This is a genomic window from Shinella sp. SUS2 (assembly GCF_001262505.1).
Lineage (GTDB): Bacteria > Pseudomonadota > Alphaproteobacteria > Rhizobiales > Rhizobiaceae > Shinella.
Genome location: NZ_KQ410755.1, coordinates 23,504 through 35,126 on the forward strand (window position 1 = coordinate 23,504; position 11,623 = coordinate 35,126).

The 11,623-nt window shown below is 59.5% G+C and carries 8 protein-coding genes, 1 pseudogene and 1 other annotated feature; of the genes and pseudogenes, 5 read left to right on the forward strand and 4 right to left on the reverse strand.

Annotation, left to right across the window (positions count from 1 at the left end):
• Nucleotides 1–22: 22 nt before the first annotated feature.
• The 3 genes from AKG11_RS30015 to AKG11_RS30025 all read right to left on the reverse strand — a co-directional run bounded on the left by AKG11_RS30015 (nt 23) and on the right by AKG11_RS30025 (nt 3,769).
• Nucleotides 23–1,027, reverse strand: coding sequence for a sugar ABC transporter substrate-binding protein (locus tag AKG11_RS30015; RefSeq protein WP_082342827.1), 1,005 nt, complete (start codon nt 1,025–1,027; stop codon nt 23–25).
• Between the two features lie 82 nt (nt 1,028–1,109).
• The gene (locus tag AKG11_RS30020) at nt 1,110–2,156 is read right to left on the reverse strand and encodes a Gfo/Idh/MocA family protein (protein ID WP_050746601.1); all 1,047 of its coding nucleotides are present in this window, start codon (nt 2,154–2,156) and stop codon (nt 1,110–1,112) included.
• Nucleotides 2,153–3,769 carry a D-apionate lactonase family protein gene (locus tag AKG11_RS30025; RefSeq protein ID WP_156334175.1) on the reverse strand — a complete coding sequence of 539 codons (1,617 nt, stop codon included), beginning with the start codon at nt 3,767–3,769 and terminating at the stop codon, nt 2,153–2,155. Before AKG11_RS30025 ends, AKG11_RS30020 begins: the two co-directional genes overlap by 4 nt.
• Nucleotides 3,770–4,012: 243 nt before the next feature.
• On the opposite strand from AKG11_RS30025, the gene AKG11_RS30030 reads away from it, so the two are divergent.
• From AKG11_RS30030 to nanR, 3 genes are all read left to right on the forward strand, one after another.
• Entirely contained in the window at nt 4,013–5,266 is a 1,254-nt protein-coding gene (locus AKG11_RS30030) for a ribulose-bisphosphate carboxylase large subunit family protein (RefSeq protein WP_050746608.1), read from the forward strand.
• Nucleotides 5,263–6,648, forward strand: coding sequence for a four-carbon acid sugar kinase family protein (locus tag AKG11_RS30035; RefSeq protein ID WP_050746603.1), 1,386 nt, complete (start codon nt 5,263–5,265; stop codon nt 6,646–6,648). Before AKG11_RS30030 ends, AKG11_RS30035 begins: the two co-directional genes overlap by 4 nt.
• Nucleotides 6,649–6,747: 99 nt before the next feature.
• Entirely contained in the window at nt 6,748–7,446 is a 699-nt protein-coding gene (nanR, locus tag AKG11_RS30040) for a transcriptional regulator NanR (RefSeq protein WP_050746604.1), read from the forward strand.
• 516 nt (nt 7,447–7,962) lie between these two features.
• Here the strand turns inward: nanR and AKG11_RS30045 are convergent.
• Nucleotides 7,963–8,991, reverse strand: coding sequence for an IS110 family RNA-guided transposase (locus AKG11_RS30045; RefSeq protein WP_050746605.1), 1,029 nt, complete (start codon nt 8,989–8,991; stop codon nt 7,963–7,965).
• Between the two features lie 141 nt (nt 8,992–9,132).
• Between AKG11_RS30045 and AKG11_RS30050 the strand changes: the two genes are divergently transcribed.
• Together AKG11_RS30050 and AKG11_RS33930 are read left to right on the forward strand one after the other, a co-directional pair.
• On the forward strand, nt 9,133–10,689 hold the full coding sequence (locus tag AKG11_RS30050; RefSeq protein WP_050746609.1) for an ISL3 family transposase: 1,557 nt from the start codon (nt 9,133–9,135) through the stop codon (nt 10,687–10,689).
• Nucleotides 10,690–10,796: 107 nt separating this feature from the next.
• Nucleotides 10,797–11,548 (forward strand): annotated as a pseudogene (locus tag AKG11_RS33930) (IS3 family transposase); the annotation flags it as partial.
• Nucleotides 11,081–11,197, forward strand: a sequence feature (AL1L pseudoknot). (Overlaps the previous pseudogene by 117 nt.)
• Nucleotides 11,549–11,623: the final 75 nt, after the last annotated feature.

The following is an 11,623-nucleotide window of genomic DNA, read 5'->3' on the forward strand; positions in this document are numbered from 1 at the left end:
TCCCATGTCGTTTGTCAGCAGATCAATTGTCGAGGAAGCCTTCTGCAAGCAACTTGCAGCCCCACATATCCATCTCGCGTTCAGCGAGATTGGCAGACGTCAAGGCAAAGCCCGGGTCGGCGATCACTTCGTTCGGATCTGTCTCGCCGGCCTCGATCGCTTTAACGATGGCATTCACGGAAGCCTCGGCCTCGAAATACAGATCCTGGACCCCCGTCGCGTCGACATAGCCTTCCTTGATGAGCTTGCAGGCCGTGGCATCACCATCCAGACCGGCAAGCGGGATATGGCCTTCTTCGCCAGTCTTCTTCCACATGCCACGCGGCTCCAGTACCGATCGGATGGTGGGGAAAAGGAAATCAGACGAGGTGAACATTGCGTCGATCTTCGGCTTGGCCGTGACCGCAGCCTCCAGATTGGCAAGGGCAGTCGCCGCGTCCCAGTCAGAGGCGACTTCCGTCACATCGAACCGGTCCGGGAATTTGGCAACTGCTGCCTCAAAGCCCTTCTTGCGCTGGATGGCGTTGGTGTCGCCCAGGTCACCGACAATCACCACTGCATGAAGCTTTGCATCCGCCGGCGCTGCAGCAATTGCCTGCTCCAGCACAAAGGCTGCAGCCGTTTCGGCAATGGCAGCATTGTCGGCGACAACGATTACGCCATTATCATTGTTGGCTGGCGGCCGATTGAACACGACGATGGGCACGTCATTCGACGTCGCCTCCTTGACGATGGTCACAGCGCTCTCACCGTCCTGCGGAATGAGGATGATGCCGTCGACGCCTTGAGCAACGCAGTCACGCACCTGCTCCAGCTGTCGGTTGACATCTTCGTTCGCATTGCGCTCGATGACGCTGTGGCCCATCTCAGTGAGGGTCTCAACGATGGCCTTGTGACTTGCCACCCAAAATTCCGTTTCCAGATCTTGGAACGCAAAGCAGATATTGGCCGCACTGGCTGTAGAGCTGAAACCGACCGTCGAGGCCGCAAGAGCAAGACCGAAGGTGATTTGTCTGAGATGTTTCATGTATTCTCCTCCAATAGATACTGTGGATTGGGCCGAGATGGCCCCTGCGGAGGGTGGCCCTTTGCTCCATCCGCATGGCTGATCAGGCTGCCGGCGGTTCCTCCCCCCTGGCAGCGAGCTTCATTTGCCGCCCATCGTTCCTGGCTGACTGCACGGCCGCGAAGGTGAGCCTCAGAGTTTCCAGATTGTCGGCGCCAGAAGGTTGTGCCTTTGCGCGTCCGGCCAGCACGTCAAGAACATGGTGTTGAAACGCGATGACGGAGTCCTGTACGAGGTTCCAGGGCCGCGCACCCCAAGATGGGATCGGCGGCTCCAACACCTCCTCCAGGCACCTACCCCGGCGATGCAGCCGCAAGCGGTAGCCATCGCCAAGCTCAATGGAGCCTTCGTCGCCTTCGGCTAACGCAAGTGTCTGTACGAACCTGTCGGGTGCATAATGGCTGAAGAAGCTGCATTCAACACTGGCAACAGCCCCGTTTGCATGCCGCATCTGTGCCAGGAAGGCGTCCTGGCCCGTGACGTTTGGATTGAGGCGCTGGGCCTCGCAGCTGATGCGGGTCACCTCACCAAACAATCGACGTGCAACGTCGAAGAGATGCAGCCCGACATCCGACAGCGCCAGATCTTCGACCTGCGCCAGGTACGGCTGGTTGGCATAAATATCAAAGGCATGGCGGAAGTTCAGCCGCAGGAACTGCGGCTGGCCGATGGCACCACTGTCTATGAGCTCCGCGATGCGACGTATTGGTGCCTGCCAGCGAAAATTCTCGTGGACGAGCAACTCCACGCCCGCGCGTGTGCACGCGTCGACCATGGCCTGCGCATCGATCAGGTCTGCTGCGAACGGCTTCTGGCAGATAACGGCGCAGCCATGGTCGGCTGCCAACTCGACCAAACTCCGATGAGAGCTCACCGTGGTGGCGATATCGGCGAAGTCGGGGCGGATCTCCTTGAGCATCTGAGCTGCATCGCGATATGCCCGGGCCCCGAACTCCTCTGCGAATGCCGCAGCCTTGGTGGGATCGAGATCGCACACAGCGACAATCGTGACGTCTGGAAGGTCGCGCCAGGCCAGCATATGGTTGCGTGCGAAGAACCCACAGCCGATGAGAACACCGCGGCGCGTCATTGACCATCGTCCAACGTAGCGTCATTGCCAAAATGGTAGGCGAGACTGAGGCTGCCCTTTGCATCAGCAGTGACGCTATACCCGCCCCGCTCGGTCATGAGGCTCCATTTGTCGGGCTCGACGATGACATCCGCCGTGGCCCCCGCGGTTTGCTGAGCGAACTGCACGACGTGGGCAAGCGGCCCGGCCGCTGCGAGCGGTCCCGAAGTCATTGCCAACGCTATGCTTGCACAACCTGCCTTGGCAGCGAGCGCGAGGACTGCAGCCGCATAGGCCGCCGCATACTCTGTCTTCTGCCGCGGATCCGCATTGGTCATCGTCATGTGCCGGCCGTGAGGATTGGCCGCTAATCCATCGCCATAGGGATTGGACCGCATGGCAATGGAGAATAGACCCAGATGAAGCGGCTTGGCCGGCAGGAGCGCTGCCGCTGAGGCGAAAATGTCGGGCAAGGCCTCCAGGGTCTGGGTGATGGAGCGATCATCAGCTGCGTGAACAATGGCACTATTGCCGAAGGTGATGAAGTCCGCATCACTGGCAGGCGGGCAGCGATTGGCTTCCGTGAAATGGGTAAGGCTGCCACCGCCCAAGGCAATGCCTGGCAGGAGCCTGCGCAGGACGGGCAAGACGTCGGATGGTCTCGGCCCCTCAGGCCACGGCCCCTCAGGTTGATAGCTCTTCAGGTAGGGCCGTGGGAGTGCCGTCAGCCGACCAAGTTGAGGATAGTGCTCGATCAGGCGCAAGACGGTCGCCTGCAGGTCGGAAACCGCATCAAAGACCACTTCGACGCCGCCGACTGGCATGCCTTCTATTCTGGTGAAATCATCGTCCGTGGTCTCTGGGAAGACCCGCAACAGAAGCGGCCCAGCCTTGCTGACCGGCAGCGATCCTGCATCATGCGCTAATAGCACTTGCGGCAGCCGAACGCGCTCAGCCTCGGCACGCGGAAAGGCTTCCACCTTGGCAACTTCGCCAGAAATGCCGATGACGATGGACTGGTCGACAGATTGGCCGCGCTCAAGCACGAATGGACGCGGCAGTGTCAGTGGCCGGCAATAGGTCTTGAAGGATGCGTCTGACCAATTGCGCTGATCCTCCATTTCGAACACGTCGCCTTCGAACTGGATATCGACGGACAAAGCGCCGATGGCGTACGCCATTCCAGCGATGTTCATCGCAGGCTGAGCCGGGGCGATTTTGAGAGGGAAAGCAGCCTGAGTTGATCCACCGTCCGGATGGCGAAGGGTGAGGCAGCTTCCCGCCACTTCCTTGATCGGATGCAGAAGCGTTAGACCGGCGCGATTGAGTAAGACCGCCTCATGCGCCTTCAATGAAAAAAGCGCCCGCAACTCGCGCTCGTTGGTCATCTCGACGCTGAAGCTGCCCTCCACGGGTGCGACCTTGCCCCTGAACCGGCGTCGATAAGAATGATCGGTCGCCTCCTCCAGAACCGTCTCGATTTCAACCACACCCCAGTTTTCATCGCGCAGGGGCGCATTCAAGCCGCGCAGGATTTCGACACCGTCAAAACTAAGGCTGCGCAGATCGCCGGCGACAGCGACGGCCTGCAGCTTGCCGTATCTGAGGAGGACAGAACCCATGGCGTCAGCCACTGCTTTCCCACCCTCATCCATGACGGATCCCGCTGTCGTCCTCGTCTGCACTGGTACCCTCCCCGGCCGCTTAACCTCATATACTCATTATATCACTTTCTCGTCAATACTGAAGACTGGCCCCTCCGCAAATCGGCTGGGCATCGCCATATCCAGCTTCTCCGGCCTTTCTGCGGACGATCCGCTTGATAGGCGTCATGTGCTGGTATAATGACTCAAGGGACTGAACAATTGGAGGACATGATGCTCGAGCGCATCGAAGCCGACTACCTGATCGAGACCCCCGGGGATCCCGAAAAGGCAGCAGAGGTAATGGCAGGCGAACAATCTTCAGGCACCTTCGCACCCGTTCCTGGGGAAACGGTGGAACTGAAGGCACGCTCGGCAGCGCGCGTGGAGGCGTTGGAGCTCATGGAAGAAGTCGCGGCGCCCAGCCTTCCGGGATCAATTGCAGCGCCTGGCTCGGCATGCCGTCGCGCTCGCGTCACCCTGTCCTGGCCCCTCGACAATATCGGCACAGATCTCATAGGCCTGATGGCCACCGTCTCAGGCAATCTCTTCGAGCTGAAACAATTCTCAGGCCTGCGGATCCTCGACATCCGGCTGCCGGAGGCTTTCGCCGCCGCCTATGACGGGCCAAAATTTGGCGTTTCCGGCACCCGCAGCCTAGTCGGCGTGGATTCAGGGCCGTTAATCGGCACGATCATCAAACCAAGCGTGGGGCTGTCAGCTGCCGAAACCGCAGCGGCCGTGGCGCAGCTTCTAGAAGCGGGGATCGACTTCATCAAGGACGACGAATTGCAGGCCGATGGTCACTATTGTCCCTTCGACGAGCGAGTCCGGGCAGTTATGCCGGTGATCAGAGCTCACGCTGAGCGGACAGGACGCAAAGCCATGTTCGCCTTCAACGTGACTGGCGAGGTTGATCAGATGCGCCGCCGGCACGATCTCGTTCTTGCCGAGGGTGGAACCTGCGTCATGGCAAGCCTGAATTCGGTGGGCCTATCGGGGCTACTGGGTTTGACGCGCCACAGCCAGTTGCCGATCCACGGCCATCGTAACGGTTGGGGCTATCTCAGCCGCGCGCCAATGCTGGGTTGGTCCTATATCGCCTGGCAGAAGTTTTGGAGGCTGGCGGGGGTCGACCACATGCATTGCAATGGCCTCCGCAACAAGTTTGCCGAACCCGATGATAGCGTCATTGCGTCAGCTCGCGAATGCCTGGCCCCGATGTTCGACAGCAAACCATGTATGGCAATGCCGGTATTTTCCTCCGGCCAGACGGTCCACCAGGCAGAAGACACTTATCAAGCTCTTGGCAGCGCCGACCTGATCCATGCAGCAGGCGGTGGCATCATGGCTCATCCGGGGGGCCCTGCCGCAGGGGTCGCGGGACTAAGACAGGCTTGGGATGCTGCGATGGCGGGCATTCCGGCCGCAGGCTACGCCCTTGACCATCCCGAGTTGGCCGCTGCCTTGAAGGCGTTCCAGAGATGACGCAGGTCGAGCAATTCCCGCCCGGTCCGCTGATCGCCTGGTATGGTGACGATTTTACGGGCGCCGCTGCGGTGATGGAGGTCCTGAGTTTTGCGGGCTTGCCTTCCATTCTCTTTCTTGATCCGCCCTCCCCCGAGCAGGTCGCCCGCTTTGGGCAGATGCGGGGGATCGGGATCGCAGGCACTGCCCGCTCTGAAAGCCCCCAATGGATGCAGGCAGAGCTCCCCGCCATGTTTGCTGCTTTACGGAAGACAGGCGCGCCGCTTCTGCACTACAAGATCTGCTCGACCCTCGACTCGGCACCAGACATCGGCTCAATCGGCGCTGCCATGGAGATTGCCGTCGCCACATTGGGGACAAGGTTGATGCCAATTTACCCCGCGGCAATCCCTCTAAAACGCTATCAAGCCTTTGGATCCCTCTTTGCCGCGGCCCCCGATGGCGTGTTTCGGCTGGATCGCCACCCCGTCATGGCGCGCCATCCGGTGACGCCAATGAACGAGGCTGATGTTGCACAACACCTTGCCCGGCAGACCCGGCTGCCAATCGAAACGCTAAGGCTAGATCAACTGCATCTGGGACAGGCGGATGCTGTTTTTGCCGCAGCCGAACGCAGGGGGCGAGCTGGCATTGCTTTGGATAGCGTTTCTGAAGCCGATCAACGCGAAATCGGGCGCATCCTTTGGCAGCGACGCAACGCTGATATGATGTGCTTTGGCTCGCAAGGGATCGAGTATGCGCTCGTTGCCCATTGGCGCGCTGAAGGCATGATTCCCCCGGTTGCTCCGCGGCCGTCGGCCGGAGATCTAGGTCCGATTGCGGTTGTTTCAGCTTCCGTGTCGCCGGTGACGGCGCAGCAGATCGCCAATGCAGCCGCAAGCGGATTTCACCTGATCGAGGGCGACCCACGTCATCTTGCGAGCGGCCATGCACCCGCTGCGGAAGAAAGGATTGTGACCGAGATGCTGGAAGCGCTTACGCGTGGGCAGGATGTGCTGCTTGCGACGGCGCGGGGACCTGATGATCCGGCCGTAGAGCGGTTCCGCACCTGGCTTGCTAACCGCGCCACGGCGGCAGCCGACGCAAATCGCAACATTGGCCAGGCCCTGGGCCGGATCCTCCACAGTGTCGTGACCCGGAGCGGCTTGCGACGAGCAGTGATCTCGGGCGGCGATACGTCTGGGCATGCAGCGCGGGAGCTGGGGGTGACGGCGCTTGAAGCACTCGCGCCGACCGTGCCAGGGGCCTCCATCAACGTGGCCCGCTCCGAGGATCCTAAAATCGACGGATTGCAGCTCGCTCTCAAAGGCGGGCAGATGGGTACAGTCGATTTTTTCAGCAGGGTGAGGACCGGCGGTGGCGTGGATGGCAAGCTGAGATAAGGCGTCGACGCACAGCCCTGAAATTTGATAGTTACAAACCCGCTGGGCCACTGGTGATGGTGACCCGATCATGCCGCTGATCCGCCGCCCGGAGCCGTAATGGAACCCATTCAGAAGAAGAAATTGTATCAGTCCGTACTGGATCGCCTCATTGAGACGATAGCCTCGAAGGAGTTCCCGCCAGGATCACAGCTCCCCTCTGAGCGGGAGTTGATGGCGATGATCGGCGTGGGACGGCCCTCCATCCGCGAGGCGATGCTTACGCTACAGCAGATGGGGTTGATCCGCATTTCGCACGGTGAACGTGCCCGCGTCGTCAAGCCTACACCCGAGGCAATCATCGATCAGATATCTGCAGCGATGATCATGCTCCTGGCCGACAACCCAAAAGGTCTTGAAGATCTCAAGTCGGCCCGGATTATGATCGAGGTAGGACTTGCGCGAATGGCCGCAACGAGCGCAACAGCCAACGACATCCGTTTCCTTGATGAGTGCATAAAGGAGATGCAAGCGCGGCAGGGTGATTCGGCAGCTTTCGTGGCAGCCGATATGCGCTTCCACGAGATCCTCGCCGGCATCAGCGGCAATTCGCTTATAGCTGCTGCGGTGTCGGGCATGCTTGTATGGCTGACTCGATTCAAGCAGGACATGGTGGTTGTAAAAGGCGCAGAGCAAGTAACGATCGAGGAGCACAAGCTTATTTTGGATGCTATCCGGAACAATGATGCTGAGGCAGCAGGATCTGCGATGCAACGTCACCTGTCCCGCGCAAATACTCTCTACTACAACTACACATGATTTAGAGAGACTACATAAACATGTGGACCGGCTTTCAGGACGACTTACAAGAGGAGCAAGCTTTCATCAATCCACGCATTCGCGTGAGATGTCCATAGCTTTCTCTTCCCTCGATTTGAATGGATTCGAACAACCGACCCGTTTGTCGAAGGATAAATCGCTGGATATCCGAGACCATTCCACTGTTTAAGACTGTCAATCGGCGTCGTAACGGGGCTCTGACTCATATGTGGAACGGCCCGGTTAGCAAGGCGTTGGCAGCATGAATCTCCGTCGGACGGTGCAGTCATATGTCCGGCCTGTCAGCGCGGTCATTGACCGCTGGCCACGATGAGATCCGCGATGTCGATCGCCTAATCACTTTCTCGCGCTCGAAGGCGCATTGAGTCAGACGGTCTGATCGACATCGAGGTATCGCCCCTCGGGTTCATCACACTTCGTACCTTGCCACTTTATCCCGACGCAGTAACGCCGGGAATTCTGTTCCTATGCCTATGCCTATGCCTATGCCTATGCCTATGCTTTTGCCATCGCCGGCGCTTGGTATGTGCCGCCCTTGACGAGAAGCGCCCATATTGTGCGCGCCATCTTGTTGGCGAGCGCCACGGCTGCCACCTTGTAGGGGCGACGTGCCATTAATGACACCACCCAACCGGGCAACTTAGAACCTCTGCGAGCCTGTTTCAGGATCGACGTCGCTCCGACAATCAGTAGCGTTCGTAACTGCTTGTTGCCTCGCTTCGAGATCTTGCCGAGCCGCTCCTTCCCTCCGCTGGAGTTTGCTGTTGGTGTAATGCCGATCCAGGCAGCCAGATCCCGTCCTGTCCGAAAGGCCGCCGGATCCTGAACGGCGGCACGAACAGTTGCCGCAATAATAGGTCCTACGCCGGGGATCGTCGTCAGCCGACGAGCGGCATCATCGGCTTTCACTGCTGCGATAATCTTGCTGTCGAGCACCTCAACCCGTTCTGTCAGCCTTTCGATCTGATCGGCCATTTCAAGAAGCGCCGCCTTGGCCGAGTGCGGCAGACGTCCGTCTTGATCGTCGCGCAAAATTGCAATGAGCTTGGCAATACTTGTCATTCCGGCCGCGGCGATGATTCCGAGCTCGGCCATATGGCCCCGCATGGCATTCGCCGTCTGGCTTCGCTGACGCACGAGTAACTCTCGAGTCTTCAAAACCATCCCAGCGGCTTGCTCTTCCGGTGACTTGACGGGCACGAAGCGCATCGTTGGACGCGTGACCGCCTCGCAGATTGCCTCTGCATCAGCCGCGTCGGTCTTGTTGCGTTTGACGTAGGGCTTAACATAGGCCGGTGGCATCAACCGCACCGTATGGCCGAATTCGCCGATTGCGTTGGCCCAGTAGTGGGCACTCCCGCATGCCTCCATTCCCACAAGGCATGGCTCAATGTGACGAAAGAATTCCAAGACCTGTGATCGCCGCAAAGCACGGCGGACAGCTATGTGCCCGTCTTCAGTAATGGCGTGGATCTGAAAGACCGACTTGGCCAAATCCAGTCCGATTATGGTAATCTTCTCCATGGAACGGTTCCTTCTGTCTTGTGGCGATTGGCGTCACCACAGTAGGCATCCCCGATGCCGGTGCGAAGGGCCGTTCCACACCATCACTTTTGATGAAATCAAGTGCTGGCTGATGTTGGTTTCACGCAAGGAATCAATACCATGGGCCATTCGCTCAGATCGTCGACGCTCGTCCCTCGCGGCTTTATAGTCGACAATACAGCCATTGATGACGACGTCATGTTGATCGCAGTCCGGCCGACGAGCAAAGCAAGCTTTTGCCCAATCTGTGGAACAAGGTCGGAACGAATCCACAGTCGATATCAACGACGCCTGGCTGACCTGCCCTTGGTGGGAAAGCCCGTTCGGCTTGTCATTGAAGCGCGCCGGTTCCACTGCGATGCACTGCTATGCGGTCGGCGAATCTTCGCCGAGCGCTTCGACGGAGACATTCTCGCGCCTTCGGCGCGGCGAACCGCCAGGCTTGACCACATCGTCCATCATCTCGGACTTGCACTGGGTGGCAGGCCAGCGGCCACCTTTGCCAAAAGGCTGATGTTGCCGGTCAGCAACGATACGCTGCTGCGCGTCGTGCGGCGACGCGGCAGTCCGCGCTTTGTCCCACCCACCTTGATCGGTATCGTCGACTGGGCGTGGCGACGAAATCAACGCTATGGGACCATCATCTGCGATCTGGAACGGCGCAAAACCATTGCTCTCCTGTCGGATCGGGAGCCGTCGACGGCCCAGGCCTGGCTCTCGGACCAACCTCAGATCAGCATCGTCGCTCGCGACCGCGGCGGTGGTTACGCGACGGCTGCAGCCAAGGCGTTGCCACACGCCACCCAGGTCGCTGACCGCTGGCACTTAATGGAGAACGCCAGCCGGGCATTCCTCGATGCGGTGCGCAAATCGATGCGCCAGATCCGAACTGCGATCGGAGCGGCCACGATCAACCCCGAACTGCTGACGGCCGCCGAGAGGATCCAGTACGAGGGATATCTTCGACGGGAAGACACCAACGCCGCAATTCTCGACATGGCCAAGTCCGGAGCAACAATCAAGGAGATCGTGCGCCGGACCGGATACAGTCGCGGCCTTGTCCGACGCGTACTGCGTGGTCAACGTTCGGATGTCTTCCGCGTCCGTGAGAACTCGCTTGAACTCTACCTGCCCTGGCTTGACGCTCAATGGACGGCCGGAAACCGGAATGGAACGGAGCTATGGCGGCAACTCAAGAGCCAAGGGTTCCGCGGCTGTCTTCGAGTTGTCACCGAGTGGGCCACACGCCGTCGAAAAGCAGAGAAGGTCGATGCGGGCGCGTTGAGCCGAGCGCCTTCGGCCAGGACCATTGCGCGTCTCATGACCATCGGCCGCGACGACCTTTCCAAATCTGAGACCGTGACGGTTGCGGCGATTGAGGGTGGCGTGCCGCTGCTGGTTGAGGCCCGGGAAGTCATCGCCGCCTTCCAGGCCATGATCCGCAAGAAATCTCTCGCTGATCTCGATACATGGTTGGAACGCGCTCGATCGGGCTTGGTCGCCTCCTTCGCCAACGGTGTCGTTAGAGACCGAGCAGCCGTCAGCGCAGCGATCTCTTCACCATGGTCCAACGGCCAGACGGAGGGGCAGATCACCAAGCTCAAACTTGTGAAACGCCAGATGTACGGCCGCGGAAAAATTGATCTCCTCCAAGCCCGCGTCATCGGCGCGGGATAAAATCCATCACCACCAAAACTGCGTCAGAGCCAAGATTGGACGCCGATAAGGGAGGTGTGAACCGCCCCGGCTTTGCCGGAGACCCCAACTCGTGAGAAGTAGGGTCTATGACAAGCAAGACGACGAACAAATTTTCTTCTGAAGTCCGCGCCCGCGCCGTTCGAATGGTGGCCGATCATGAAGCCGAACATCCTTCCCGGTGGGCGGCTGTATCTTCCATAGCGGCCAAGATCGGTTGCTCGGCGCATACGCTCAATGAATGGGTGAAGAAGGCCGAGGTCGACAGCGGCAAGCGTGCAGGTTTGCCGAGTGACGTGGCGGAGAAGATAAAGGCTTTGGAGCGGGAGAACCGGGAGCTTCGTCAGGCGAATGAGATTTTACGCAAGGCCTCTGCGTATTTTGCCCAGGCGGAGCTCGACCGCCCACTGAAGCGATGATTTCCTTCATCGATGCACACCGCTCGGTGCTCGGGGTCGAGCCGATCTGCAGGCTGCTGCCGATTGCCCCGTCCACCTACTATGAGGTCGTTGCCAAACGCACGGACGTGGACCGCCTATCGGCCCGCACCCGACGCGACATGGCCCTGAAGATCGAGATACGCCGGGTGTTCAACGAGAACTTCCAGGTCTATGGCGTGCGCAAAGTCTGGCGGCAGTTGCAGCGAGAAGGTTACGACGTTGCCCGCTGCACCGTCGCTCGGCTTATGAGAATGATGGGGCTTCAAGGCGTCATTCGCGGCAAGCCAGTCAAAACCACCGTGTCGGACAAGTCCGCTCCATGCCCGCTAGACCGGGTGAACCGACAGTTCTTCGCTCCCGCGCCGAACATGCTGTGGTTATCCGATTTCACCTATGTCGCTGTCCGTCGTCAAATGAACTGAGACTTTTCGGGCTTTGGAAGAGCGGAGTTTCCGGCTCGGTTTGCGGGTTGATTT

What these genes read in the sequence shown, in the direction of transcription:
- AKG11_RS30020 (WP_050746601.1), bottom strand. Translation starts at nt 2,156, where the DNA reads ATGACGCGCCGCGGTGTTCTCATCGGCTGTGGGTTCTTCGCACGCAAC.
- AKG11_RS30050 (WP_050746609.1), top strand. Translation starts at nt 9,133, where the DNA reads ATGGGCCATTCGCTCAGATCGTCGACGCTCGTCCCTCGCGGCTTTATA.
- AKG11_RS30015 (WP_082342827.1), bottom strand. Translation starts at nt 1,027, where the DNA reads ATGAAACATCTCAGACAAATCACCTTCGGTCTTGCTCTTGCGGCCTCG.
- AKG11_RS30045 (WP_050746605.1), bottom strand. Translation starts at nt 8,991, where the DNA reads ATGGAGAAGATTACCATAATCGGACTGGATTTGGCCAAGTCGGTCTTT.
- AKG11_RS30030 (WP_050746608.1), top strand. Translation starts at nt 4,013, where the DNA reads ATGCTCGAGCGCATCGAAGCCGACTACCTGATCGAGACCCCCGGGGAT.
- nanR (WP_050746604.1), top strand. Translation starts at nt 6,748, where the DNA reads ATGGAACCCATTCAGAAGAAGAAATTGTATCAGTCCGTACTGGATCGC.
- AKG11_RS30035 (WP_050746603.1), top strand. Translation starts at nt 5,263, where the DNA reads ATGACGCAGGTCGAGCAATTCCCGCCCGGTCCGCTGATCGCCTGGTAT.